26 protein-coding genes and 1 pseudogene are annotated in these 26,102 nt (G+C 66.7%); 17 read left to right on the forward strand and 10 right to left on the reverse strand.

Going from position 1 to position 26,102, the window contains the following annotated elements; translation table 11 throughout:
* Positions 1-10: 10 nt before the first annotated feature.
* The 4 genes from D0B54_RS07170 to D0B54_RS07185 form a co-directional block, all read right to left on the reverse strand.
* Positions 11-442 (reverse strand): ExbD/TolR family protein, encoded by a 432-nt coding sequence (locus tag D0B54_RS07170; protein ID WP_117290559.1) that lies wholly within the window; start codon positions 440-442, stop codon positions 11-13.
* A 32-nt stretch (positions 443-474) separates the two neighbouring features.
* Positions 475-900 carry an ExbD/TolR family protein gene (locus tag D0B54_RS07175; protein WP_117290561.1) on the reverse strand — a complete coding sequence of 142 codons (426 nt, stop codon included), beginning with the start codon at positions 898-900 and terminating at the stop codon, positions 475-477.
* Between the two features lie 6 nt (positions 901-906).
* Positions 907-1,800, reverse strand: a complete 894-nt coding sequence (locus tag D0B54_RS25160; RefSeq protein ID WP_117290563.1) for a MotA/TolQ/ExbB proton channel family protein — start codon at positions 1,798-1,800, stop codon at positions 907-909.
* A gap of 72 nt (positions 1,801-1,872) precedes the next feature.
* On the reverse strand, positions 1,873-2,496 hold the full coding sequence (locus tag D0B54_RS07185) for an energy transducer TonB (RefSeq protein ID WP_117290565.1): 624 nt from the start codon (positions 2,494-2,496) through the stop codon (positions 1,873-1,875).
* A 566-nt stretch (positions 2,497-3,062) separates the two neighbouring features.
* On the opposite strand from D0B54_RS07185, the gene D0B54_RS24965 reads away from it, so the two are divergent.
* The 4 genes from D0B54_RS24965 (at position 3,063) to D0B54_RS07205 (ending at position 6,033) form a co-directional block, all read left to right on the forward strand.
* Positions 3,063-4,199 (forward strand): sigma-54 interaction domain-containing protein, encoded by a 1,137-nt coding sequence (locus D0B54_RS24965; protein WP_117290567.1) that lies wholly within the window; start codon positions 3,063-3,065, stop codon positions 4,197-4,199.
* Positions 4,200-4,319: 120 nt separating this feature from the next.
* Entirely contained in the window at positions 4,320-4,904 is a 585-nt protein-coding gene (locus D0B54_RS07195) for a TetR/AcrR family transcriptional regulator (protein WP_162932270.1), read from the forward strand.
* A 35-nt stretch (positions 4,905-4,939) separates the two neighbouring features.
* Entirely contained in the window at positions 4,940-5,842 is a 903-nt protein-coding gene (locus D0B54_RS07200) for a fatty acid desaturase (protein WP_117290571.1), read from the forward strand.
* Positions 5,843-5,868: 26 nt separating this feature from the next.
* Entirely contained in the window at positions 5,869-6,033 is a 165-nt protein-coding gene (locus D0B54_RS07205) for a rubredoxin (protein WP_117290572.1), read from the forward strand.
* Positions 6,034-6,040: 7 nt separating this feature from the next.
* Here D0B54_RS07205 and D0B54_RS07210 read toward each other — a convergent pair whose 3' ends face one another.
* From D0B54_RS07210 to D0B54_RS07225, 4 genes and pseudogenes are all read right to left on the reverse strand, one after another.
* Positions 6,041-7,021: an NAD(P)H-quinone oxidoreductase gene (locus tag D0B54_RS07210; RefSeq protein WP_117290574.1), complete on the reverse strand. Its 981-nt coding sequence runs from the start codon at positions 7,019-7,021 to the stop codon at positions 6,041-6,043.
* 66 nt (positions 7,022-7,087) lie between these two features.
* Positions 7,088-9,157, reverse strand: coding sequence for an indolepyruvate ferredoxin oxidoreductase family protein (locus D0B54_RS07215; protein WP_117290576.1), 2,070 nt, complete (start codon positions 9,155-9,157; stop codon positions 7,088-7,090).
* A 5-nt stretch (positions 9,158-9,162) separates the two neighbouring features.
* Positions 9,163-10,158 (reverse strand): annotated as a pseudogene (locus D0B54_RS24745) (IS30 family transposase); the annotation flags it as partial.
* Positions 10,159-10,200: 42 nt separating this feature from the next.
* A complete protein-coding gene (locus D0B54_RS07225) occupies positions 10,201-11,622 on the reverse strand; it encodes a hypothetical protein (protein WP_205527295.1) in 1,422 nt (473 codons plus the stop codon).
* 146 nt (positions 11,623-11,768) lie between these two features.
* On the opposite strand from D0B54_RS07225, the gene D0B54_RS07230 reads away from it, so the two are divergent.
* The 11 genes from D0B54_RS07230 to D0B54_RS07280 all read left to right on the forward strand — a co-directional run bounded on the left by D0B54_RS07230 (position 11,769) and on the right by D0B54_RS07280 (position 20,909).
* Complete coding sequence (locus tag D0B54_RS07230) at positions 11,769-12,230, forward strand: Lrp/AsnC family transcriptional regulator (protein ID WP_117290578.1); 462 nt, start codon at positions 11,769-11,771, stop codon at positions 12,228-12,230.
* A gap of 235 nt (positions 12,231-12,465) precedes the next feature.
* Complete coding sequence (locus D0B54_RS07235) at positions 12,466-13,251, forward strand: DUF3450 domain-containing protein (protein ID WP_162932271.1); 786 nt, start codon at positions 12,466-12,468, stop codon at positions 13,249-13,251.
* Between the two features lie 3 nt (positions 13,252-13,254).
* On the forward strand, positions 13,255-14,658 hold the full coding sequence (locus D0B54_RS07240; protein WP_117290582.1) for a MotA/TolQ/ExbB proton channel family protein: 1,404 nt from the start codon (positions 13,255-13,257) through the stop codon (positions 14,656-14,658).
* Positions 14,651-15,175, forward strand: a complete 525-nt coding sequence (locus tag D0B54_RS07245; protein ID WP_117290584.1) for a MotA/TolQ/ExbB proton channel family protein — start codon at positions 14,651-14,653, stop codon at positions 15,173-15,175. The genes D0B54_RS07240 and D0B54_RS07245 overlap by 8 nt, the downstream gene beginning before the upstream one ends.
* 12 nt (positions 15,176-15,187) lie before the next feature.
* Positions 15,188-15,616, forward strand: coding sequence for an ExbD/TolR family protein (locus D0B54_RS07250; protein WP_117290586.1), 429 nt, complete (start codon positions 15,188-15,190; stop codon positions 15,614-15,616).
* Positions 15,617-15,641: 25 nt separating this feature from the next.
* Positions 15,642-16,049 carry an ExbD/TolR family protein gene (locus D0B54_RS07255; RefSeq protein ID WP_117290588.1) on the forward strand — a complete coding sequence of 136 codons (408 nt, stop codon included), beginning with the start codon at positions 15,642-15,644 and terminating at the stop codon, positions 16,047-16,049.
* Between the two features lie 2 nt (positions 16,050-16,051).
* Positions 16,052-16,729: an energy transducer TonB gene (locus D0B54_RS07260; RefSeq protein WP_162932272.1), complete on the forward strand. Its 678-nt coding sequence runs from the start codon at positions 16,052-16,054 to the stop codon at positions 16,727-16,729.
* 2 nt (positions 16,730-16,731) lie between these two features.
* Positions 16,732-18,015, forward strand: a complete 1,284-nt coding sequence (locus D0B54_RS07265; protein WP_162932273.1) for a tetratricopeptide repeat protein — start codon at positions 16,732-16,734, stop codon at positions 18,013-18,015.
* Entirely contained in the window at positions 18,005-18,262 is a 258-nt protein-coding gene (locus D0B54_RS07270) for a response regulator transcription factor (RefSeq protein ID WP_117290594.1), read from the forward strand. The genes D0B54_RS07265 and D0B54_RS07270 overlap by 11 nt, the downstream gene beginning before the upstream one ends.
* A 195-nt stretch (positions 18,263-18,457) precedes the next feature.
* Positions 18,458-19,474, forward strand: coding sequence for a helix-turn-helix domain-containing protein (locus tag D0B54_RS07275; protein ID WP_205527296.1), 1,017 nt, complete (start codon positions 18,458-18,460; stop codon positions 19,472-19,474).
* Positions 19,475-19,490: 16 nt separating this feature from the next.
* Complete coding sequence (locus D0B54_RS07280; protein WP_162932274.1) at positions 19,491-20,909, forward strand: aromatic ring-hydroxylating oxygenase subunit alpha; 1,419 nt, start codon at positions 19,491-19,493, stop codon at positions 20,907-20,909.
* Positions 20,910-20,915: 6 nt separating this feature from the next.
* Here the strand turns inward: D0B54_RS07280 and D0B54_RS07285 are convergent, their stop codons facing one another.
* Positions 20,916-21,983 carry an AraC family transcriptional regulator gene (locus tag D0B54_RS07285; RefSeq protein WP_117290599.1) on the reverse strand — a complete coding sequence of 356 codons (1,068 nt, stop codon included), beginning with the start codon at positions 21,981-21,983 and terminating at the stop codon, positions 20,916-20,918.
* A 19-nt stretch (positions 21,984-22,002) separates the two neighbouring features.
* On the reverse strand, positions 22,003-23,709 hold the full coding sequence (locus tag D0B54_RS07290) for an FAD-binding protein (RefSeq protein ID WP_117290601.1): 1,707 nt from the start codon (positions 23,707-23,709) through the stop codon (positions 22,003-22,005).
* A gap of 203 nt (positions 23,710-23,912) precedes the next feature.
* Here D0B54_RS07290 and D0B54_RS07295 point away from each other — a divergent pair, with 203 nt between their 5' ends.
* Entirely contained in the window at positions 23,913-25,175 is a 1,263-nt protein-coding gene (locus tag D0B54_RS07295) for a cytochrome P450 (RefSeq protein WP_117295088.1), read from the forward strand.
* Between the two features lie 24 nt (positions 25,176-25,199).
* Positions 25,200-26,069: a helix-turn-helix transcriptional regulator gene (locus D0B54_RS07300; RefSeq protein ID WP_117290603.1), complete on the forward strand. Its 870-nt coding sequence runs from the start codon at positions 25,200-25,202 to the stop codon at positions 26,067-26,069.
* Positions 26,070-26,102 lie beyond the last annotated feature (33 nt).

Below are 26,102 nucleotides of genomic sequence, written 5' to 3' on the forward strand. Positions count from 1 at the left end.
ACGCTTGCGCTCAATCTGCGAACTGCTCTCCACCCACCAGTCCCACCTTGGTCAGCCCGCCGCGCTGGATCGCGGCCATGACGCTGGCGACGACGCGGTAGGCAGCCTGCTTGTCGGGGCGGACATGCAGTTCGGGCGTGATCTCCTGGGCTGCTGCTGCCTTGAGGCGTGCTTCCAGCGCCGGCAGGTCGGCCAGGGTTTCCCCGTTCCAGAGGATGCTGCCCGAGGGCGCGATGTCCACGCGCACGACCTCGGGCGGTACCGCGGGCGGCGGCGGGTTGCCCAGCGGCATGTTGAGGTTGACCGAGTGCAGCTGGATGGGGATGGTGATGATCAACATGATCAGCAGCACCAGCATCACGTCGATCAGCGGCGTGGTGTTGATGTCGACGATGACATCCGGGTCGCCGGAGCCGGCGCCCGATCCGATATTCATGCCCATGAACGGGTTTCCTGCATTGGGTGGTGGTCCGCCTACTGCCGCGGCGGAGGTTCGGTGATGAAGCCGAGCTTGGCGATGCCGGCACGCTGGCTGGCCAGGACGACCCGGCCGACGTGCTCGTAGGCGGCGTCGCCGTCGCCGCGGATGTGGACCTCGGGTTGGGGATCCTGCTGGGCGATGGCCGTGAACTTCTCGAGCAGCAGGTCGGAGTTGCCGACCTGCTGCTCGTTCCAGAACACGTCGCCGGCGCGCGTCACCGACAGGGTGATGTTCTCCGGCTTGGTGATGCGCGGCTGGTTGCGCTCCTTGGGGAGCTCGACCGGCACCGTGCGGATCGCCACCGGGATGGTGATGAGGAAGATGATGAGCAGCACCAGCATCACGTCCACCAGCGGGGTGGTGTTGATGGTGGAGACGACCTCGTCCTCATCGTCGGCGGAGCCGATATGGATGCCCATGTCGGACTACCGGGCCGCGGCGGCCTGCAGCGGGGTGTGCTGCACGAGTTTGACCGGAGCGTGGCCCTGGGCGGCACGTGCGGCGGCCGCGCCCAGCAGCACCGAATGCAGTTCGCCGCCGAAGCCGCGCACGCTTTCCAGCGCCGCCTTGTTGCGGCGGACCAGCCAGTTGTAGCCCAGCACCGCCGGCACGGCCACGGCCAGGCCGATGGCGGTCATGATCAGTGCCTCGCCGACGGGACCGGCGACCTTGTCGATCGAGGCCTGGCCGGCGATGCCGATGGCGGTGAGCGCGTGGTAGATGCCCCAGACGGTGCCGAACAGGCCGACGAAGGGTGCGGTGGAGCCCACCGTCGCCAGGAAGGCGAGTCCGCCCTGCAGGCGGCTCTGCACCGTTTCGATCGCGCGGTGGATCGACAGCTGGATCCAGTCGTTCAGGTCGATGTAGCCGAGCAGGCCTTTGTGCCGGACGGTCGCGTCCGCACCGGACTTGGCGATGTGGTGATAGGCGCTGTCCGCATCCAGGGTCTCGACGGCCTGCTCCACGGAGTCGGCAGTCCAGAACGAGGCGTTGGCCTTGCGGCCCTGGCGGCTCAGGCGGGTCTGCTCATAGAGCTTGGTGAAGATCACGAACCAGCTGCCGGCGGACATCAGGACCAGGATGGCGAGGGTGCCCTTGGAGACGATGTCGCCGCCGTTCCACAGCGCCTTGAGGCCATAGGGGTTGTCGGTCGTGACCGTTGCCGGGGAGGCCGCGGGCGCCGGTGCGGCGGTGGACGCTGCCGCCTCCTCGGAAGCAGCGGCGGGCGCTTCCTGCGCCAGCAAGGCGGTGGGGAGCAGGGCCGTGGCGGCGAGGGCGAGAGCGGCCGTCAGTGTGCGAAGGCCTTTGAGGGAGGACATGGAACGACTCCTGTTGAATCGGTTTGGATCGATGAAACGAGCGAAGGGATCGACGTTGCGGAGCAGGCGGGCTCAGTCGACGCGGAAGGAAATCGGTTGCCGGACGCGCACCTCGCGACCCTGCGCGGTGCAGCGGTACTGCGAGACGGCGCGCACGGCGGCCGAGTTGAAGATCGAGTTGGTGGAGCGGGTCACCTGCACGTTCTTCACGGAGCCGCTGGCATCCACCGTGAACTCCACCACCACGTCGCCGGACAGCCCCTGGCGTTCCGCCTGCGGCGGTATCTGCGGCGGATGGTTGCGGAAGTCCGGGCAGGCCACGCCGATGCTGAGTTGCTGCGGCACGGCCGGAGCGGGTGGGGCGGCGGGCGCGGGCGGCGGCGGCTCGGGGGCGGTGGCCTGGATCACCGGGGCCGGCGGCGGCTGCACCGGCGTTTCCACCGGCGGCACGTAGGAGGGCGGCGGCACGACAGGCCTGGGCAGTTGCTTGACGACTTTAGGCGGCGGTGGCGGCGGCGGTGGCGGTGGCTTCACTTCTTCGATCAGGGCGACCTGCAGCGGCCCCTTGATGACCTCGACGACCTTGCCCGCCAGGCCGCTGGCGAGCGCATAGACCAGCGCCGCGTGAAAGACCACGACCGCGCTCAGGCCGACAAGAAACTGGCCGGGGTCCCGCTGTGGCTGGGCGTAACTCAAGAGACGAAATTCCATGAAAGGGCTTGAGCGGGGGGTTTAGCAGCCTTCATGCCAAAACACAGGATTATTATTGATCGATATAACTCCATGAATGGATATTGGTTTCTTGGTACGGGGCAGGGGCGTCGGGGTGCGGCGCCCGCCGGAGCTGTTGCATGGCCCGCAGCTTCGGGATCGCTACTGTTGATTTGGCAACAGTGCAGGGATCAAGAAGAAGGGCGGAAGAGCATGGCCGGCTGCGTCCTGCCGGGGCTTCTGTCTCCGGTTGATACCGGCGCCGGCAGCGTCCGTGCCTGCAATCGCCCTTATATCGGAGCGAGCCTGGGAGAGAATTGTAATTGCATAATAATAGAGTGCGTAATTATTTTGAGATATATAAGAACGCACGTAGATTAAGCCTCGAAACGCGGCCAAACGGAAGCTGCATCGAAGCACTCCGCCGGAGCCGCCCAGGGATCTCGACGTCGAGTTTTTGATCTGGCCATGGCCGGATTCTTTTGCCGCTTGCGTTCATGCGCCGTATCACGAATTGACGGCATGCCGGCGGTGTTGCCCAGGAGTTTTTCATGTCCCAGGTTTATGGCAGTCGAGCACCGGTGTTTTCGCTGGTAGGCCGCGAGGCGCAGCCGACTTCGATTCGAGCCAAGGCGCTGGTCTTTGTCGATCCGCTCTCGCAGGGCATCCTGAGATATCTCGAGCGCGTGTCGCCCAGCGACGCCCCGGTTTTGATCATTGGAGAAACCGGTACCGGCAAGGAGCTGGTGGCGCGGCAGGTCCACCAGCTCAGCGGTCGCACCGGTCCTTTCGTGGCAGTGAACTGCGGTGCCATCAGCGAGCAACTGGCCGACAGCGAACTGTTCGGCCATGAGCCTGGCGCCTTCACCGGCGCCACCGGCCGCCGCGAGGGCTGGTTCGAGGCGGCCAACGGCGGCACGCTGTTCCTCGACGAGATCGGAGATCTGCCGCTGTCGCTGCAGGTCAAGCTGCTGCGGGTGCTGCAGGAGCGTGAAGTGGTGCGTCTCGGATCGCGGCGCAGCATCCCGGTGGACATCCGGCTGGTCGCCGCCACCAACATCGATCTCGGCGACGCGGTGAACGCGGGGCATTTCCGGCTCGACCTGTTCTATCGACTCAACATCGCCCAGTTGCGTCTGCCGGCACTGCGCGAGCGCACCGGCGACATCCTGCCGCTGGCCGATCACTTCCTGGATGTCTATCGCCAGCGCCTGAACCTGCCGCCGCTGTCGCTAAGCCTCAGTGCCCGTCGCGCACTGGAGCGCTACAGCTGGCCAGGGAACATCCGCGAACTGGAGAACGTGATCCACTTTGCCCTGCTGGTGGCGCCGGCCCATGAAATCGGCGTGGAGCACCTCAAGCTCACCGGCGGTGTACTGGCGGGCTCCCCGGTGCTGGGCGGTGCGCGCGAGACCTCACCGCGCGAACGCATCGCGCAGGCCCTGCAGCAGCTGCTGGACGCACCGGGCCAGACCCTTTTCAACGACCTGGAGAAGCTGATCGTGGATGAGGCCTTCCGCCACAGCCACAGCAACCAGGTGCGGGCCGCCGCGCAGCTCGGCATCTCGCGCAATGTCCTGCGCACCCTGCTGAAGAAGCATGGTCATCTCGGAGGGGCGGCCGAGGCCGGTGGCCCGGACGATGACGGCAGGCCGGACGCCTACGGGCAGCCCTACGCCGTCAGCTGACCCCCGAGGGGCCCTCCCGGGCCTTTCGTCCCTGCATTTCCTTCTCTGGGGAGGGGAGTCCTGGATTAATTGACATTGTAAAATTTACAAGGTAAATTTTACCGCATGCCAAGAGCCCAATTGACCCCGGAAGAAGTGGAAGCCATGCGGCGCAGGCTGTCGTCCGCGGGGCTGCGCATCTACCGGCAGGAGGGACTGGAGGCGCTGACCTTCAGGCGGCTGGCGGATGCACTGGACGTCAGCCACATGCTTCCGTATCGCTATTTCGACAACAAGGATGCGCTGCTGGCGCGCATGCGTGTCGATGCGCTGGGGCAGTTCGAGAGCTACGTGCGCGAGCACGAGTCGCGCGCCGACGGACCGATGGCCCAGGTCCATGCCGTGGCGGAGGCCTATGTCGCCTTCGCGCAGCAGCACCCGGCCGAGTATCTGCTGATCTTCGCCACGCACCAGCCGGCGCCGGGGCAGTACCCGGAAGTGCTGCAGGCGCGTCGCAGTGTGTTCGAGCACGCGGTGGAAGTCTTGCAGCGCTGCATCGACCAAGGCCGCCTGCAGGGCGAGGCGAGTGAACTGGCGCATGCCTTGTGGGTGAACCTGCATGGCCTGATGACCCTGCATGCCGCCGGCCAGCTGGTGCACGGCAAGACCCTGGAGCAACTGGTCGAGCCGCTGCTCGGCCGGCTGCTCAATGGCTACAGGACCTGAGCCGCGGTGCCCGCGGTTCGTGAAGGGAGACAAGCATGAGCAAGACCATCGTCGCGCTGGACAATCTCGGCCCGGACGAGATAGCCCGCTTCCGCGAGCTGACCGCCGCGCCGCCGGTGGCCTGGCCCACGGTGATCCTCAATATCCTGCTGATCGCGACCTTCCTGTCGGTGTACGGGTTCTGCGGCACCGGGCAATGGCCGCTGTGGCTGGGCCTGGTGGTGAACACGACGGTGGGCTACGTCGCCTTCAGCGTCGCGCATGACGCCATCCACCGCTCGATCTCGCGCAACACCCGGCTCAACGACGTGATGGGCCAGTTGGGGATGAACATCGTGCTGCCCTACGTGGACCTGCGCATGTTCCGCTGGGCGCACATCCTGCATCACCGCTTCGCCAACGGCCCGCGTGACCCGGACCGTGTGTTCAAGGGGCCCTGGTGGTCGCTGCCGTTCCGCTGGGCGTTCATCGACCTCTGCTACTTCGTCTACGCGCTGCGCAACGGCGACAAGGTGTCGAAGCCCTTCCTGCAGGCCTGCCTGCGGCGCCTGGTGGTGTTCGTGGTGGCGCTCGCAGCCCTGGTCTGGGCAGGTTATGGCCTGGAAGTGCTGATGCTGTGGTTCATCCCCTCGCGACTGATCCAGATGGCGCTGGGCTTCAGCTTCTTCTGGCTGCCGCATGTGCCGCACGACGTGTCGCAGGAGGAGAACTTCACCCGGGCCACGACGATCCGCCGCGGGCACGAGTGGCTGCTGGGCCCGGTGCTGCAGTACCAGAACTTCCACCTGATCCATCACCTGTATCCGATGACGCCGTTCTACAACAACGGCAAGGTCTACCGCTTGATCGAGCGGGAGCTGCAGCACAAGGAACTGGCGGTGCAGCACGGCTTCGCGATCCACCCGACGATCCACCCCGGCGCTTCCGCCCAGGCCTGATCCACATTTCTTCAGCGAGAACGCCGATGCGACGCTACCAATGCCGCTACTGCTCGCATGTCTACGACGAGCGCCTGGGCGATCCGGACAGCGGCATCGCGCCGGGGACCCGTTTCGAGGACATCCCGGACGACTGGATGTGCCCGGAGTGCGGCGCCGCCAAGGGCGACTACGACCTGATCGAGGCGTAGCCGCGGCTCACCCGACCGCGAGCACCAGCTTGCCGATGTGGCTGCCGCCCTCCATCAGGCGATGGGCTTCCGCAGCCTGCTCCAGCGGAAACACGCGGTGGACCACGGGCCTGATCCGACCGGCCTCGATCAGCGGCCAGACCCGGGCGCGCAGGGCGCTGGCGATCGACGCCTTGTAGGCATTGCTGCGCGGCCGCAGCGTCGAGCCGCTCAGCGTCAGGCGGCGCAGCAGGATCTCCGCCAGCGGCAGGCTGCCCTTCGCGCCCCCCAGCAGCCCGATCAGGACCAGGCGGCCGTCGTCGGCAAGGCAGCCGATCTCCCGGCCGACGTAATCGCCGCCGACCATGTCGAGGATCACGTCGACGCCGCGGCCGTCGGTCAGGCGCCTGATTTCCGCGACGAAGTCGGCCTCGCGATAGTTGATGGCGCGTTCGGCGCCCAGCGCTACGCAGGCGCGCACTTTCTCCTCGCTGCCGGCGGTGGCGAAGACGCGGTGTCCCAGGGCCTGCGCGATCTGGATCGCGGTGACGCCGATGCCGCTGCTGCCGCCCTGCACCAGCAGGCTTTCGCCCGGGGCCAGTGCGGCGCGTTCGAAGACATTGCTCCAGACGGTGAAGCAGGTCTCGGGCAGGGTGGCGGCTTCCAGTTCCGACCATCCCGCTGGCAGCGGCAGGCAGTGCGCGGCGTTGGCGCGGCAGTACTCGGCGTAGCCGCCGCCGTGCACCAGGGCGCAGACACGGTCGCCGATGCGCAGGCCTGATGTGCCGACGTCACCGCCGACGATCTCGCCGGCCACTTCCAGGCCGGGCAGGTCGGAGGCATCCGCCGGCGCGCGGTACTGCCCCGCGCGTTGCAGCAGGTCGGGGCGATTGACGCCGGCCGCGGTCACGCGGATCAGGACTTCGCCCTCGGTCGGTACGGGCCGCTCGCGCTCGCAGAGCCGCAGGACCTCGGGTCCGCCCGGTTCGCTGATCTCGATTGCGCGCATGGTGCTGCCTTGTCCTCCGGCCCGTGTACGGGCCAGAAGATAACCGATCCGGCAGCCGCGCCCGCTTCAGGCGGCGGCGTTGTAGATGCGCACCGGTGGCGCTGCTTTCGGCGGTGCGGCCAGCAACGCAGCCCTGCGTGCGTCGGCCTGCTCGATCGCTGCCATCTTCACGGGACCGAAACCGCGGATCTGCGAGGGCAGCGCAGCCAGTTCGATCGCGGTCGGCAAGCTTGCCGCACTCAGGCCGTCGACCTGCGCCTCCATGATCTGGAAATACTCGTCCACCAGCCGTCGCTCGGCGCGGCGTTCGGCGGTATGGCCGAACGGATCCGCCCAGCTGCCGCGCAGCGGCTTCAGTTTCGCCAGCAGCGCGAAGAGCTTGAAGACCCAGGGGCCGAAGCGGCGCTTGGCCGGGCGGCCGGTACGGCCGTCTATCGGCGAGATCATCGGCGGGGCCAGCCACACCGACACCTTGCCGGGATCGGCGAACTGCTCGTTCAGCGCGGCACGGAAGGCCGGGTCGACGTACAGGCGCGCCACCTCGTACTCGTCCTTGTAGGCCATCAGCTTGTAGGCGTTGGCGGCCACGGCATGGGCGAAGCGCTGGCCTTCGGCGCCATGCGCCACAGCGGCGTTGCGCACACGCTGCAGCAGCGCGCGATAGCGCTCGGCATAGCGGCTGTCCTGGTAGGCGACCAGGTCATTGGCGCGGCGCTCCACCAGCCCATGCAGGGTTTCGATCGGCGTCGGCGCGGCTGCCAGGCCAGCCAGCTGCTGCACCTGGGCCAGGTCGATCGCGGCCAGGCGACCCCAGTCCAGTGCGCGATTGTTGGCGGCCACGGCGGCACCGTTGACCTTGATCGCATGGCGGATCGCTTCCAGCGACAGCGGCACCAGGCCCTTCTGCCAGGCATAGCCCAGCAGCAGCGTGTTGGCCGAAACAGTGTCGCCGAACAGGCCTTGCGACAGGCGGTTGGCGCTGATCAGGTGACGGTGGTCGGCGCTGCTGCGCGACAGCACCGCGTCGATCATCTGCGCCGCCGGCAGTTTCGCATCGCGGTCGGTGACTACGTCGGCGGTGGGAGTTTCGTCGCTGTTCAGCACCACCGCGGACTTGTTCGCGGACAGCTTCTGCAGCGCGTCCTGGCCGGCGGCGACGACGAAGTCGGTGCCCAGCAGCAGGTCGATGTCGGCCCCGCCGATGCGCACGGCGTGAATCGCGCCGGCCTTCGCGGCGATGCGCACCTGGCTGACCACGGCGCCGTTCTTCTGCGCCAGGCCGGTGAAGTCCAGCACGGTGGCTTCCTTGCCGTCGAAGTAGGCGGCGCTGCCCAGCAATGCGCCGATGGTCAGCACGCCGGTGCCGCCGATGCCGGCGACGTAAACGTTGTAGACCGCATCCAGTGCCGGCACCGGGGCGGTCGGCAGCGTCGGGAAAGTGGCAGCCTCGAAAGCCTTCAGCCGGCTGGCGTCGGGCTTGCGCAGCACCGGCGCGTCGATCTCGACGAAGCTGGGGCAGAAGCCCTTCACGCAGGACAGGTCCGTGTTGCAGCTGGACTGATTGATGCGGCGCTTGCGGCCGAAGCCGGTTTCCAGCGGCTCCACCGCGATGCAGCTGGACTGCACCGAGCAGTCGCCGCAGCCTTCGCAGACGCGCGGGTTGATGAACAGGCGGCGGCTGGACTCGGCCAGCAGTTTTTTCTTGCGGCGCCGGCGCTTCTCGGCGGCGCAGGTCTGCTCGTAGATGATGGCGCTGACGCCGTCCTGCTCGCGCAGGTCGCGCTGCACGGCGTCCAGCGCGTCGCGGTGATGAATCTCGACGCCCGCCGCCAGTTCCCTGTCCTTGTGCCAGCGCTCGGGGTTGTCGCTGAACAGGGCGATGCGCTGCACGCCTTCGGCCGACAGCTGGCGCGTGATGCGCGCCGGGTCGATGCTGCCTTCGGCAGCCTGGCCGCCGGTCATGGCGACGGCGTCGTTGTAGAGGATCTTGAAGGTGATGCGGGTCCTGGCGGCCACGGCGGCACGCACGGCCAGCAGGCCGGAGTGCTGGTAGGTGCCGTCGCCCAGGTTCTGGAAGATGTGCGGCGTTTCCGAGAACGGCGCGGCGCCGACCCACTGCAGGCCTTCGCCGCCCATCTGGCTGAAGGTGGCGGGGTGGATTCACATTTGAAATGCAACACTTTGGCGAAGACCTCGGCTGGGGTTTTGAAGCCGAGGCACTTGCGTGGCGTGTGATTGTAGATCTGAGCGATCTGCAAGAGTTGGTCTGGTGAGAGGTCTTCGACGTTGGTTCCCCGGGGTAGCCAGCGGCGCAAACGCCCGTTGGCATTCTCGACGCCACCCTTCTGCCAGGGGGAATGCGGATCGCAGAAATAGGTCTGCAAGCCCAGGGGCTGATGCAGGGTGTAGTGCAAGGCGAATTCGGTGCCGTTGTCGAAGGTGATGCTGCGGCGCAGGGCTGGGGGCAGTGGGGCCAGCAAGGCCTGGAGGGTTTGCGCCACCGGCGCAGCGGCCTTGCTGGGCTGGCGGACGATGGCGGTCAGCCGGGACGTTCGCTCATGCAGGGTCAGGATGGCTTGGCCATAGCGCGCAAAGAGCATCAGGTCGGCTTCCCAGTGTCCCGCCTGGCGCCGGTCAGCCGCAGCCTTGGGGCGCTTTTCGATCGAAACCCGCTGCTGGATGTGCTCTGCCGGGCTGCCGCCCTTGCGGCCACGGAAGCCGCGCTTGCTCTTGGCACGGGGCAGATAGAGACGCCAGGAAAAGTCGTTGGTCCGGGCGATCTGGGCGGCAATGAAGCGATAGATGCTCTCGTAGCTGATCTGCAGATCCTGCTGAGCCAGCCGCCGCGATACCTGCTCGGGAGACCAGCCTCGGCGCAATCCCTCCAGAACCCTGGCTTGCAGCTCGGCATCACGCAGAAGCCGGCTACCTTGCCAGCGGCGCGCCCGAGCTTGCTCGCCGGCATAGACGCTCTGGTAGCCCGTCGCGCCAGTGTTGCGCTTCAGTTCCCGAGAAATGCTCGATGGCGCGCGATCCAGAGCTGCCGCAATTTGCCGGATCGACTCCCCGGCTTGGCGCCGACGGGAAATCTCACACCGTTCCTCGATTCCAAACTGCTCAAAGCTCTTGCGTCCCATTGCAGCACCCTCGTAATAGGGTGTTGCATTTGGTTTGTGAACTCACGCGGTCTTCAGCGTGGGCTGCGACAGCGCCATGACGTGGCAGCCGATGCCGCCGCCGGTGATGGAGCCTTCCGGCGTCCTGGTGGAGGTGCCATGCGGGCAGCCGGAGCAGAAGAAGGGCTTGCGCGCCGGCATCGGCGTCACGGGGGTCGCACTGCTGCGTGCCTCGACCTCGGCCATGCGGTCCGACAGCGTCAGCGTGTCACCCAGCACGGCCAGGCGAGCGCGCAGTACGCGTGCCAGCATCAGCGGCGTGAACTCGGAGACCACCGGCAGCAGCGGCCGGCCCTGCTCGTCGGTCTTGCCGGTGACGCGCGGGCGGCGCGCGGCGGGGCGGTGATACAGCGCGTCCTTGATCTGCGACTCGACGATCGGCTGCTTTTCCTCCACCACCAGCAATTCGTCGCAGCCTTCGGCGAAGTCCAGCAGCGTGCCGGCTTCCAGTGGCCAGCTCATGGCGATCTTGAACACCGAGACGCCCAGGGCCTGCAGGTCGTGGTCGCGCAGGCCCAGGTCGGCCAGGGCCTGCATCAGGTCCTGGTGGGCCTTGCCGACGGTGGCGATGCACAGGCGCGGCTGGCGTGCGCGCAGGATCGGGCGGTTGATGCCGTTGGCACGTGCCCAGGCAATGGCGGCAGGAATGCGCTCGTCCACCAGGCGGCGCTCCAGCTCGGCGCGCTGCGCCGGCCAGGCGATGCGCGGGTCCCAGTTCAGGCCGTGCGCGGGCGCGCCTTCGGGTTCGACGAACAGCGGCGCCGCGGCAGGCAGCAAGAAGGAGGATGCGCTCTCGACGACCTCGGCGATGGTCTTCATCGCCACCCACAGACCGGAGTAGCGCGACAGCTCGAAGCCGGCCATGCCCAGCGACAGGATCTCCTCGACGCTGGCGGGCTGGATCACCGGCATCATCACCGACTGGAAGATGCCGTCGGTCTGGTGCGGGAACATCGAGGACTGTGCCGCGTGGTCGTCGCCGGCCACCGCCAGCACGCCGCCCAGCCGCGAACTGCCCAGGATGTTGGCGTTGCGGAACACGTCGCCGCTGCGGTCCACGCCCGGACCCTTGCCGTACCAGACGCCGAACACGCCATCGACCCGGGTCTTGCCGTAGGCCTTGTGCATCTGCGCGCCCCACAGCGCGGTGGCGGCCAGGTCCTCGTTCAGGCCCGGCTGGAACACCACGTCATGCGCGTCCAGGTGCTTCTGCGCCTTCCACAGCTGCTGGTCGTAGGCGCCCAGCGGCGAGCCGCGGTAGCCGGAGACCAGGCCTGCGGTGTTGAGTCCGCGGAGACGGTCGTGGCGCCGCTGCGCCATCGGCAGTCGCACCAGGGCCTGGATGCCGGTCATGAAGATCGGGCCTTGCTCGCGCGCATAGACGTCGTCGTAGCTGAAGTCGGGTTGGGCGAGGGCCTGCGACATCGGGTTCTCCGTGGCGGGCTCGGGGCGGCCCTGCTTTCATGGAGAAATCTTAGGTCGGGAGGCGGAGTTCAGGATTCCAAATTTCGCTTCCGGATGGGCTTGTATTAGTATCAATGAACCAATTAAGTCTTGTTTAGTGGACGAATATGGCTGTAGAGCTCGACAAGTACGATATGAACATCCTGCGCGCCCTGGCGCGGGACGGGCGCATGAGCTGGCGCAACCTCGCCGACGACATCGGCCTGTCGCTGACGCCGACCCTGCGCCGCGTGCGACGGCTGGAGAGCGAGGGCTACATCGAGGGTTACAGCGCGCACCTGGACGAGAAGCGCCTGGTCGGTGCGATGAGCGCCTTCGTGTCGGTGACGCTGGAACGGCAGGTGGAGGAGGTGCTGGCGCGCTTCGAGTCGCGCGTGGCCGACCTGCCGGAGGTGATGAGCTGCTTCCTGATGTCAGGCGGTGCCGACTACACCCTGCGCGTGGTGGTGCGCGACCTGGACCACTACCAGCAGCTGCTGTCCAAGCTCACGCGCATCCAGGGCGTGGCGCACATCCAGTCGAGCTTCGCGCTGAAGTCGGTGATCCGCCGGCGCGCGCCGATCCTGTAGAGAACCTGTAGCGACAGGCATGTCAACTTGCAGGTAAGCCGGCTGCCCTGCCGCCAAGGGGGTGGGTGAGCCGGGTCAGGGTCGGGGATGCCCGGACCTGCGGGGGTAAATGTTGGCTCCCCCTCTAATAGGAGGGGGCCTTTTGTAACCGATTGGACCCAGTATTAGATGTTGGAAAGTATGTCGCCGAGTAATTGCCGGTGGCCGAGGAGAATCGAAAATGAAGGTGAACTGGATGAGAGCGATGCGGATGATGGCATTGCGGGCCCAGGCCCGCGGCGTTAAGGGATACCTGCTGGGAGTATTGGCGCTGGGGGCGGTGGTTTTGCCGGTGTCGGCGGCCAAGCTCTCCGACGTCACGCAGAGCGGAGACCAGTGGCTGGTGGCCCAGGTGGACTCGCAGAAGCGCGTGGACGGGCTGGCCGAGCAGGGCCGCGACCTGGCCAACGACTACCGCACCACGCTGCGCGAATCCGAAGGCCTGAAGCTCTACCTGCAGCAGCTGCGCTCGCAGCTGAAGTCGCAGGAAGAAGAGATGACGGTGATCCGCCAGGAATCGGCCGAGCTGGACCGCACCAACATCGAGATCCAGCCGCTGATGGTGCGCATGCTGGACTCCCTCGAGCAGTTCGTGGCGCTGGACGTGCCGTTCCTGAAGCAGGAGCGCGCCGGTCGCGTCGAGAAGCTCAAGGAAATGATGCCGCGCGCCGACGTCACGGTCTCTGAAAAGTACCGCCGCATCGTCGAGGCCTACCAGATCGAGATGGAATACGGCCGCACGATCGAAGCCTACAAGGGCAAGCTGGCCGACAAGGAAGTGGACTTCCTGCGCGTGGGCCGCGTCGGCCTGTTCTACCAGACCCCCGATGGCGCCGAGACCGGCTACTGGGACCGCGACAAGAAGGACTGGACCGCCGATGACGACTACACCGAAGGCGTCAAGGAAGGCCTGAAGGTCGCCAAGAAGCAGACCTCCCCGAACCTGCTGATCGTCCCCATCCAGGCCGCCGCGAGCAAGTAAGCCATGAAACTGAACACCCTCAAACTCGCTGCCGTTCTCGCCCTGGGCGTCATCGGCCTTCCCGCCCAGGCCCAGGAGCCTGCCGCCGCCCCTGCCGCCACCCCGGCCACTGCCAAGACCCTGGACGAACTGCTCGAGCAGGTCCGTACCGCCGACGCCCGCGACGCCAAGGCCAATGCCGATCGCGAAGCCCGCTTTGCTGCCGCCCGCGACCAGCAGGGCAAGCTGCTGGCCGATGCCAACGCCGAGAAGACCGCCCTGGAGAACCAGGCCGCGGCGCTGGCCAAGCAGTTTGAAAACAACGACAGCCAGATCGGCGAGCTGACCAAGGCCCGCGACATCAAGGCCGGCAACCTCGGCGAACTGTTCGGCGTCATGCGCCAGACCGCCGGCGACTTCGCCACCGTCGCCCGCAACAGCATGCTCACGGCCCAGTTCCCGGATCGCGTCTCCCAGATCGACCGCCTGGCGCAGACCAAGACCATGCCGCCGATGGAAGACCTGAACCGCTTCTGGTTCGAGATGCAGCGCGAAATGACCGAAGGCGGCAAGATCAGCCGCATCCAGGCCAAGGTCACCGCACCGGATGGCAGCCAGGCCGACAAGACCGTCCTGCGCGTCGGCCCCTTCGTGGCCGTCTCGGAAGGCCAGTTCCTCGAATACACCTCCGGCGCCGGCGCTTTCAGCACCCCGCCGAAGCAGCCCCCGGGCAAGTTCGGTGACGTGGCCGAGGACTTCGAGAAAGAGGGCAGCGGCTACCACGCCATGATCGTGGACCCGACCCGCGGCGTGCTGCTGTCGCTGTTCTCGCAGCGCCCGAGCCTGGTGGACCGCGTCGTCGAAGGCGAAGCGGTGGGCTACATCATCATCGGCCTGGGCCTGATCGGCAGCCTGATCGCGATCTTCCAGTTCGGCTACCTGACCGCGACCAACGCCAAGGTCAACCGCCAGCTCGGCAACCTCAACAACCTCAGCGCCGACAACCCGCTGGGCCGCGTGCTGATGGCCTTCCGTGGCAAGAACGCCCCGAGCACCGGCGAAGAGGCCGAAGTCGTCGAACTGCGCATCTCCGAAGCCGTGCTGAAAGAACTGCCGCCGCTGGAACGCGGTCAGTCCTTCCTCAAGCTGGCGGTTGCCGCTGGCCCGCTGCTGGGTCTGGTCGGTACCGTCGTCGGCATGATCCACACCTTCCAGGTCATCACCGAGTCCGGCTCGGGTGATCCGAAGCTGATGGCCGCCGGTATTTCCATGGCCATGATCGCCACGCTGCTGGGCCTGGGCATCGCGATCCCGCTGCTGTTCGCCAACTCCGCGCTGCAGAGCCGTTCCAAGCGCATCACCCAGATTCTCGACGAGCAGAGCACGGGCCTGCTGGCCGAGCTGATCGAGAAGCGCACCCATGCCTGAAGTCCTGCTCGCCCCGTTCCACGCGGTCGGCCAGCTGATCATCGCGGGCGGTCCGCTGGTCCTGTGGATCCTGCTGGCGGGGATCGTCATGTGGACCCTGATCTTCGAGCGCTTGTGGTTCTTCCACACCCAACTGTCGCCGATGGTCACGGGCCTGCTGGCCGACTGGAAGGGTCGTCCGGAGCACCAGTCCTGGGCTTCGCACCAGGTGCGCAAGGCCATGATCTCGCGCCTGAACGGTGCGATGGCCGCGAACATGCCGATGCTCAAGGTGTTGATTCCCATGTGCCCGCTGTTGGGCCTGGTGGGCACCGTGCACGGCATGCTCGAGGTGTTCGACTCCATGTCCATCCTCGGCTCCGCCGATGCCCGGACCATGGCCTCGGGCGTCTCCAAGGCCATGAACTGCACCATGACCGGCCTGGCGGTGAGCGTCACCGGCATGTACCCGGTGTTCTATTTTCAGTCGGCCATCCGCAAGCAGACCGAACTGCTCGCCGACCGCTTCACGTTCTAGGAAAGAAAACCCATGCGCCTGCGCAACCGCCGCCAGCATGCCGAGCACGACGAAGAGGCCATCGACCTCGCGCCGATGCTCGATTTCGTCCTGAACCTGCTGATCTTCTTCATCATCACCGCCGTCTTCGTCAAGGAAGTCGGCATCAGCCTCAATCGTCCCTCGGCGCCGCCGGACAACCGGCAGCAGCAGGAGGAAGACGACAAGGGCACCTTGTTCATTGCCGTGCACAAGAGTGGCGATGTCTCGATCGACCAGCGCCTGATCGACACGGCATCCGTGCGCGCCAACGTCGAGCGTTTCCGTGGTGAGAAGCCCGAGGGCCCGGTGATCGTCGTGGCCAACACCAAGGCCCCGACCGGCATCGTCGTCAAGGTCATGGACCAGGCCCGTCAGGGCGGGGCCATGGACGTGATGCTGCAGCCGACCGCGTCCAAGTAAACAAGAGCGAGCAGGAGGAGAACCCATGCAAGCCCGCCGACATGCTTCAGATGATGGACATCACGGTATCGACCTCGCGCCGATGCTCGACTTCGTCCTCAATCTCCTGATTTTCTTCATCATCATCACCTCATTCGTGAAACAGGCCGGTGTCAAGGTCGACAAGGAACAGGCGGAGACCGCCGAGTCCCGGGCCAACGGCAACATCCTGATCGCGATCAAGCCCAACGGCGAGATCTGGATGGACCGCAAGAAGGTCAATCTTCCCGAGGTCCGTGCGCTGGTCGAGCGCATGCATGCCGAACGTCCTGAAGACACCGTCGTGATCCTGGCCGACAAGGCCAGCGAGAGCGGCGTCATGGCCCAGGTGATGGACCAGGTTCGCGGTGGCGGCGTGCAGAGCGTCTCCGTGGCGACGCGCGGGCAGGAATGAGCATGAACGTCAGCCTGAACCACCGTCCCCCCGCGGCAGCGCCCGTGCGCAGCACTCCCAGGGAACTGGGCGCCGGCCGCTTCCTGGCCCCGGCCGCACTGGCCTGCGTGGCCATGTTCAGCCTGTTCTGGACGCTGCATGCCCTGATCTCCGGTACCACCGGCGCCGCGGGCAACAGCGAACTGCTGCCGACCGTGGACTTCCTGCGCCTGGCCAAGAATTTCGAGCTGGAGACCCGCGACCGCAGGCCGCCGCCCGAAATGCCGGACCGCCCTGAAGCGCCGCCGGAAGCCCCGGTGCAGCAGATGCAGGCCTCGGCGCCGAACCAGACCGCGATCAACATCAACATGTCGCTGGAGAACACCACCCAGGTGAAGGCCAACTTCGGCCTTTCATCGACGGATGGCGAGTACCTGCCGATCGTGAAAGTGGCGCCGATGTATCCGGCCCGCGCGCAGACGCAGGGTATCGAGGGCTGGGTGCTGCTGAAATTCACCGTCACCGAAGCCGGCACGGTCATCGACCCGGTCGTGATCGAAGCTTCGCCGCCGGGCGTGTTCGACGAGGCCGCCAAGAAGGCGGTGACGAAGTTCAAGTACAAGCCGCGTGTTGAAAACGGCAAGCCGATCGCGGTGCAGGGCATCCAGCACCTGATCCGCTTCGAGCTGGACAAGAAATGATCATGGCCAAGCAGATCAAGAAACTGTTGCTGGTATCGCTGACGGCCGCCGTGGTCACACTGTCGGGCCTGTCGCTGGCCAAGGACAGCAAGGACAAGCCGGTCCCGCCGCCGACCAAGCAGACCCAGGTCATCCGCGCCGAGACCTACAAGGGCATGGAGGTCGCGCAGAAGGCTTATGAAGCCAAGGACTACAACGGCGCCATTGCGGCGCTGGACCTCCTCAAGGCGAAGGAAGCAAAGTTCAACGACTACGAACGGGCCACGCTGTACAACCTGTACGCGGCGGTCTACTACGCCCAGGACAAGGTGCCGCAGGCGATCGAGGCCTACATCAACGTCCTGAAGCAGCCCAACCTGCCGGATGCGCTGCGCGATGGCAGCCTGTACGCCATGGCGCAGCTGTACTTCATCTCGGAACAGTATCCGAAGGCCATCGCGGTGGTGAAGAAGTGGCTGTCGGTGTCGCCGACCCCCAGCCCCGAGGGCTATGCGCTGCTGGCGCAGGCCTACTACCAGACCCAGAAGTACAAGGAAGCCGAGCAGGCCCTGGTCACCTCCCTGAAGATTTCCAAGGAGCGGGGGCAGGCGCCGAAGGAGTCCGCGCTGGCACTGCTGCGCGCGATCTACTACGAGCGCAAGGAATACCCCAAGGCGGCCAAGGTGCTGGAAATCCTGGTCGGCCTGTATCCCGGCAAGGCGGCCTACTGGCAGCAGCTGGCGGGCATGAAAGGCCTGCTGGACCAGCAGCGCGAGCAGACCACGCTGATGCACGCGGCCTACCGCGGCAAGCTGATCGGCTCGGAATCGGACATCCTGAATCTCGCCAGGTTGTACATGGTGCAGGACGCCCCCTACGCCGGCGTGCGCGTGCTCACGCAGGGCCTGAAGGACAAGGTGGTCAAGCCCAATGCCCAGAACCTGGAGCTGTACGCCCAGGCCCTGGCGATGTCCCGCGAATACGAGAAGCAGATCCCGGTGCTGAAGAAGCTGGCCGAGATCAGCGGGCAGTCCAGGCATTACCTGTATCTCGGGCAGGCCTACGCCGAGCTGGGCAAGTGGACGGAAGCCGCCACGGCATTCCGCACGGCCCTGAAGGGCGGCGAGCGTACGGCCGACATCCAGATGCAGCTGGGCACGGCGCTGTTCAACGCCGACCGCTATGCGGAAGCCCGGGGAGCCTTCACGGCGGCACAGCAGTCGCCGGCACTGGCGCAGCAGGCTGCGCAGTGGGTGAAGTTCGTGGATCAGGAGATCGCCAGGCGGGAGGCCGTCAATGCTCGATAGGCAGGCCACTGAAGGCTGGAGCGAGAGCCGGCGCAATGCCGGCTACGCATTGCCCTCCTGGGCCGAACCCCTGACCCCCCGCGAGGCGGAAGTCATGGAAGCCCTGGCCGGCGGACTCTCGCGGCCGCGCATGGCCAAAGCCCTGGGGATTTCGGCCAATACCGTCAAGTACCACCTGCGGAACATCTACGCCAAGCTGGGCGTCTGCAGTTCCGTCCAGGCCCTGCGGATGTACGTCCGCGGGTAAGGTCTCTTCCAGCAGGGTTAGTCCTGCCGCTGCCGGTCTGTGAAGGCATCCGGACTTGTCCCGGCGTGAAATGTCTATTCGCCCGCATAAACTGTGGGGAATTCATTCCGCTCCCTCGCTAGCATCCTTGGAGTATCAGTCCTTCCCCTGCGGGACCCGCGATGGGGCGCAGGGCAGGCTCCTTGGGAGAGGGTGATGGAAACGCTGTTCGTATTCGACAAGCGCAACTACCAGGACTGCCGCACCGCGTTCCGCGGGCCGCGGAATCGCGAGTACTACACCGGCGACTACTCGATCGAGCCCGGAGCGGTGATCGACGTACGGGCGGAATGCAAGGCCGTCGGCTCCAGCTCGATCATCCGCCTGCGTTCCCGCACCCGCCAGTCGTTCAGCCGCACCTGGGCCCACATCCGCGAGGACGCCACGGATGTCGCCGTGCTCTGCTTCGTCAAGCTGGGCCGGCTGCGGGTGTCGCACCAGCGCGGCGAAACCCTGGCCCAGGCCGGGGACTTCATCCTGACCAAGTCGATGACGCCTTTTTCGGTCGAGTGCGAACCGGGGAAGGAGGGCCTGCTCGAACTGCTGCACCTGACCGTGCCCATGCACCTGCTGCGGCGCGTCCTCTGCCATGACGTGACCACCGGTTTCTGCGTGCCCGCCGCCGGCCGCAACTTCGCCATCGCCGAACGCATCCTCGCCGATCTCTTCGAGGATACCGGCGAGGTCAAGGAGCATGTGCAGCAACTGCTGGTGGACACCGCCCTGTCGGTGCTCGCCGAGGCCATCAAGGACCACGAGTCCTGCGTGCCGCAGCGCCAGACCCTGGCGGACAAGCGCCTGCAGGACGTGCTGCGCTTCATCGAGACCCATCTGTCGGACCCCAAGCTCAGCATCGTGATGGTGGCCAAGGGCTGCGGCATCTCGCCGCGGTACCTGCTGCTGTTGCTGAAGCTGCACGGCACGCTGTTCTCGACGCTGGTCTGGGACAAGCGCCTGAAGACGGCGGAGCAGTGGCTGGCCACGTCCGGCGCGGGCGATGCCGCCATCAGCGAAATCGCCTACCGCGTGGGCTTCAAGAGCCCCGCGCATTTCAGCCGCATGTTCAAGCGCGAGTTCAAGCTCAGCCCCAGGCAATATCGCGCCGCGGCTGCCGGGACACCCGCGCGCAAGGCCGGGGCCCTGGTCGTCGATGGCGGCGATTCTCGGCACTAGCGCCGGAGGAGAAGACATGAGCGCTGACGTACTGACCGCCTGGCCCGAAAGCTGGCGCGTCCTGGACCACGGCATCCGCAGCGGGCGCTACACCGACCCTGCGTTCGCGCGTCTGGAATACGACAAGCTGTGGAGCACCGTCTGGCAGGCTGCCGCGCGGCTGGACGAAATCCCCGAAGCCGGCGACTACGCCACCTACGACATCGGCGACCAGTCCGTCATCGTCGTGCGCGCCGAAGACGGCAGCGTCAAGACCTACCACAACGCCTGCCCGCACCGCGGCACCGCCCTGTCCGGCGGCGGCAACGGCCACTTCCCCCACTGCAAGATCATCTGCCCCTTCCACGGCTGGCGCTGGAACTTGCAGGGCCAGAACGAATACGTCCTGGAACGGGGCGAATTCCGCGGCGGCCAGCTGCAGGACAGCGACGTCGCCCTGCGTGCAGTCCACCACGTCGTCTTCGCCGGCTTCGTCTTCATCAACTTCGACCGCAACCCCCAGCCCTTCGACGACTTCATCGCCCCGGTAAGGGAACTGATCGAAGGCCTGGCCATCGGCCAGATGCACCACTACTGGTGGAAAGCCCTGCCGGTGGCCGCCAACTGGAAAGTCGCCCAGGAAGCCTTCTTCGAGGGCTACCACGTTCCGGCCACCCACCCCCAGCTGGAACCGGACTCCGCCGACATCGTCATGAACGGCACTCCCAGTGCCGAAGCCGAAGCCCACTTCGCCCACCGCAACGTCCAGACCGAGAAATACCCCCACGGCCACGGCCGCTTCTACGCCGGCAAGAAGACCCCCATGCAGGGCCACGTCCGCCAGGCCGGCGACCCGGTCGAGATGATGGCCGCCCGCCTGAATCTCCTGGTCGAAGGCATGGACGCCATGGTCCTGAAGGAAGACGTCGAGATCGTCCGCTCCCTCAAGGACAAGCCCATCCCCGAGGGCTCCAGCCTGGGCGCCGAATACGTCAAGGCCCTGTACACCACCGCCGCCATCCAGCAGCGGCCCATGCCCAGGCCCGTCCCCGAGATCCTGGGCATGTGGGGCGGCGAGATCTTCGTCTTCCCCAACCTCTTGATCCTGCCGCAGGCCGGCAACGCCATGATCTACCGCATCCGGCCCGACGGAAACGACCCGGACCGCTGCATCTTCGAGATCTTCTCCACCAGGACCTACCCGGCCGCAGTGAAACCGCCGCGGGCCGAGGTCCGGAAGGTCACCGACATCATGGACCCGGAGCAGGTGCTGCTGATCCCGCGCCAGGACTTCCACAACATCCCGCGCATGCAGAAGGGTCTGCACTCCCGCGGCTGCAAGCAGATCTGGCTGGCCGTTGAGCACGAGAAGATGATCCTCAACATGCATCAGGAACTGGATCGCTATCTGAAGGCTGAGCCGGCACGCCCGGAGGTGAGGGTAGCCGCAGCTTGAAGGGAACTAGGCCGCCTGGCGCGGCTGCAGGTGACGCCGGTAGCGCTGCGGGGTCGAGCCGGTCCAGCGCTTGAAGGCACGGCCGAAGCTGGACTGCTCGGAGTAGCCGAGCATGGCCGCCAGGTCGTCGATGGTGGTCTGGCCTTGCTCCAGGTGGGTCCTGGCGATCTCGAAGCGCTGGCGCTCGAGGATGTCGGAGAAGCGCAGGCCGTTGTCGCTCAGGTCCGTCTGCAGGGTGCGGACCGAGGTGCCGAGCTTCTTGGCGCAATGCTCGATCGAGCAACTGCCCGAAGACAGGGCGCCGCGCACATAGTCCTCCACGCGCTGGACGACGCCCAGGCGCGAAGCGGCACGGACCCGCTCCAGGTAGCCGCCGAGCAGCTTGAACAACAGGCGGTTGGAACTGCCCACCGACTGATCCATCACTGCGGTAGGGAAGGCGATGACATTGGTCGTCGTCTTGCCATGGAAGCCGCAGCCGAAGTGCCCGGCGATATCGGACACATCCTTCTTCCGGGTATCGACCGCGAGATTCACGTAGCTGGGCTTGAAGTGGCGTCCGCCGAGCTGGCGCAGCAGCTTCATGTTCATCAGGGCGCCCTTGTACTGGGCCTGGTCGGCCTGGCCCCTTTCGGCCGGCACGCGCCAGCGCAGTTCGGTGGTCTGCAGTCCTTCCGCCACCTCGAGCTCGACCAGGGGGCAATGGACCACCGGGATGAAGCCGGTGAAGCTGTCCAGGGCTTCGCGAAAGGTGGACGCGGCGCGGCACAGGGTGGCCACGGAACCGAAGACATCCGCATCCTGCAGCTGCGCCAGGCGCAGGCCGAACAGGGAGTCGTTGAACGAGGCGCTGCAGTGCTCCAGCAGTTCCACCACGGCCCTGCTGTCGATGTAGGCATCCGGGTCGCGCAGCGTGCGGGGATCGATGCCGTGCTGCTCGAAGATGCCGCGCGGATCGGCTCCCAGGTTCCGCACCAGTTCGCCGAAGCCCGTCAGGTTGGCGGCGCGGATCTGGCGCGCCACGGGCAGGGAGTCCAGCGGCCCCTCCAGGCTGTAGAAATGTCCTTCGCTCATTGGTCCGCTCCTCGATCCGCTAACCAGGCGTCACGGCAGCCGTGGTGCCCTGCTGCCGGCCCAGTGCATGCCGTGCGGCGATGTAGGCCCAGGTGAATGCCGGGCCGATGCTGCCGCCAGGGCCGGGCTCGACGCCGCCCATCACCGAGGCCGTGGCCGTGCCGGTGGCGTAGAGGCCGGCGATCGCCACGCCGTCGGTTCCCAGCACGCGGGCATGTTCGTCGGTCAGCAGTCCGCCGAAGGTGCCGACGTCGCCCGGGTAGAGCGGGATGGCGTAGAACGGAGCCTCCTCGATGCTGCCGAGCGTGCTGGAGGGCGCGTGCAGGGGATCGCCCACCCAGCGGTCGTAGGCGGAGTCGCCGCGGCGAAAATCCTCGTCGCGGCCCTGGCGCACGAAGCCGTTGAACCGCGCCACGGTTTCGCCCAGCTGTTGCGCGGGGATGCCGCAGGCGGTGGCCAGGGCGTCGAGCGTGTCGCCGCTGCGCAGGAATTTCTCCGCCGCCCAGGACTTGGGCTTCTTCGCGCCCGGCATCGTGCCGGCGAGCATGTACTTGCGCAGGTACTGGCTGTCGAAAATCATCCAGCTCGGCAGGGCAGGGGCGAGCCTGTTGCGCTCCATCATCCGTTCGGTGAACTCCGGATGGGAGCTGGACTCGCGCGCATAGCGCACGCCGGTCTGGTCGACGACGATCGCGTGCGGCTTGTTGATGTCGTTCTGCATGGCGGTCTTGACCTGCTTGTCGCTGCTGCCCGGAGACAGCGCGATCTGCATGCCGATACGCTCGGCCATCTGCGCCGTCGCGGCGCCGATGCGCTGGCCCTCCTCGATCATCTCCCCGGTGTCGGCCTCGATACAGCTGGACCAGGCCGCGGAGGTGCCCGGGATGTGCCGGTCGAGCATGCGCTGGTTGCGCGCGAAGCCACCGGCATTGATCAGCACGCCCAGGCGCGCATCGATGCGCTGGCCCGCGCCCTGGCTGCCGACGACGACGGCGGTCACGCGGCCGTCCTCGACCACCAGTTGGCTGACGCCCGCTTCGAGGCGGATCTCCACGCCGGCCTTGAGCGCGGCCTGCAGCATCTGGCCCTGCAGCGCCTCGCCGGCGGTCTTGCGCTGCCGGCCGGTGAACCGGTCGGCGATCGCGCGGCCGAGAATGCGGGCCAGGACCTTCTTGGCCGCGCCGCTGCGCTTGATCCAGGGCAGCTGCATCGCCTCGTCGAGATTCGCCGGCAGGGGCAGGAAGCCGGGCCGCAGCCTGGCCTTCCAGCTGCCCAGCTGCTTGATGTCGAACAGCTCGGAGACCACCGCGCGGCCCGGTACCGAGGCGCCGGGGGCGTCGTAGTAGTCCGGCCAGGAAGGCATGCGCCGCAGGCGGATGCCCTGGCTGATCAGGAAATCGAGCATCTTCGGCGCTTCGGCAACATAGGTCTGCCGCCGCTCGCGGCTGGCACCGGGCATGTCGGGCCGCTCCCCGATCACCGCGTCGAGATAGGCGTTGGCCAGCTCCGCGCTGTCGGCGATGCCCGCGCTCTTCATGAAGCAGTTGCCGGGAATCCACATGACGCCGCCGGATACCGCCGTGGTGCCGCCGACCAGCGCGGTCTTCTCGAGGATCGCCACGGTCTTGCCGGCGGCACGCATCTGCAGCGCGGCGCACATCGAGCCGGCGCCGCTGCCGACGATGACAAAATCGAAGCCCTGGTCCAGGGTGCCGTCGCCGTCCATTCCGTGGTGCCTCCGCTGCGGGGAAAAGCCGGCTTCCGGGGCCGGCTTGACGTCTAGGTGAACACCATTGTTGATTTATTATGGAAGGCGGTCAAGCCGATTGCCGGGGTTGGCCCGGCCGCCCTATAATAAACATCACTGTTGTATTATTAATGATCACAGGGCCGCCCGCCGGCCCGCTGGCGATCGACCTGGAGTTGCCGATGACCCAAGCAGCCACCCTCACCCCCACGGCCCCCCGTCCGGCCCACGTGCCGGACGCCCTGGTCTACGACTTCGACATGTTCGCCGACCCGGCGCTGCTGGTGGACCCGCACCAGCGCATCCTCGACCTGGTGAGGAACGCGCCGCCGGTGTTCTGGACGCCGCGCAACGGTGGCCACTGGATGCTGCTGAGCCATGCCGCCAACTTCAATGCCTCGCGCGACACCGAGTCCTTCTCCAGCGAGTTCATCTCGCCTGAAAAGATGAAGGCGCTCAGGGCGATGATGCCGCCGGGCTCGCCGCATATCCCGCAGGCGATTCCGATCAACCTGGATCCTCCCGAGCACGGCAAGTACCGCGGACCACTGCAGCGCGTCTTCTCGCCCAAGGCGATGGCCCTGCTGACCGACGACATCCGCGCGCTGGCGCGCGACCTGATCCTCAAGGTCAAGGACAATGGCCGCTGCGAGTTCATGACCGAGATCGCGGAACTCCTGCCCGTGCAGGTTTTCCTGAAGATGCTGGGCCTGCCGCTGGAACGTCAGGCCGAGTACCGCGCCCTGGTCCGGGACCACCTGGCGGATTCCAACCTCGATCCGCGCAAGATGATCATGAAGCTGCAGCGCGTGGCGGCCAACATGCGCGACACCATGCTGGAGCGGCGCGACAATCCCCGCGACGACATCCTGAGCCTGCTCTGGAAGCTCGAGATCGACGGCAAGCCGACCACGCTCGAGGACATGGAGAACTACGGCGTGCTGCTGTTCATCGCCGGGCTCGATACCGTCATGAACGGCATGGGGCACGGCGCACGCCACCTGGCGCGCGACCAGGCCCTGCAGCAGGAACTGCGCAGGGACCCGACGCGGGTCGGTGACGCCACCGAGGAACTGCTGCGCCGCTACACCTTCACGGTGCCGCCGCGCTTCGTGGGCAAGGACATCGTGTTCGACGGCGTGGCGATGAAGAAGGGCGAGAAGGTCATGCTGTACCTGCCGGCCGCCGACCTGGACGCGAAGGAGTACCCCGATCCGGACCGCTTCGATCTCCAGCGCGAGGGCAAGCCGCACATCGCCTTCAATGCCGGGCCGCATCGCTGCCTGGGGTCTCATCTGGCCCGGCTGGAACTGCAGGTACTGTACGAAGAAATGCTGGCGCTGCTGCCGGCCTTCCGCCTCGATCCGCAGCATCCGCCGCGCTTCCACGGCGGCCACGTGGTGGGCGTCGACACGCTGCACCTGGTCTGGGACGCACAGGTCTGATATCGGGCGCAAGGAGAAAGAGCCATGGGCCAGGCCGCAACAGCCTCGATGACGGTGGACGCCGAGATCCTCGTGCCCGCCGCGACCGTGCAACTCGTCCGCTTCGACATGGCGCGTCCGGCGGACAACCTCCTGCGGGACGACAAGAGATACTGGCTGGACCTGTGCCTGACGCCGCGTCCGCAGAACGCCCGTGCCTGTTATCGCGACCACTGGAGTCCGCATCGCTTCGAGCGCATCGGCAAGGTCTTCCTGCTGCCGCCGGGCGAGACCATGCAGGCGCGCAGCGATGGTGTGTCCTCGCAGGCCTCGATTCTCTGTCACCTGCAGCCCGAGGCCTTGCGCGACGGCTGCGGCGAGGCCCTGCAGTGGACCGACAGCCGCTTGCAGGCCAGCCTCGACATCCGCGATGCCAGTGTGCGCAGCCTGCTGCTGCGCCTGGCGACGGAAGCGCGGCATCCGGGCTTTGCCAGCCAGCTGCTGGCGGAACTGATCATCGGACAGCTGTCCATCGAGCTGCTGCGCTATTGCGCACGCGTCAGCGAAGCGCCTTCCGGCAGCGGCCTTGCGGCCTGGCGCCTGCGCCGGATCGACGAGCGCCTGAGTGAAGTGGCGGCGGCGCCGACGCTGTCCGAGCTGGCCGCGCTCTGCAGGGTGTCGGTGCGGCAACTGACGCGCGGTTTTCGCCAGAGCCGCGGCTGCTCGCTGGGCGAGCATGTCGCCAATGACCGCGTCGAGCGGGCCAAGCGCATGCTGCTGGGGGACGAAAGCGTCAAGGCCGTGGCCTATTCGCTGGGGTTTTCCTCGCCGTCGAGCTTCTGCTTCGCCTTCCGCCGCAGCACCGGGGTGACGCCCCGCGAATTCCGGCAGCGCGCTCCACGCCTCGCCGCCTGAGCGGCGTCTTCTGCAAAAAAGAATATGGCGCGG

It is taken from the genome of Solimonas sp. K1W22B-7, assembly GCF_003428335.1.
Lineage (GTDB): Bacteria > Pseudomonadota > Gammaproteobacteria > Nevskiales > Nevskiaceae > Solimonas_A.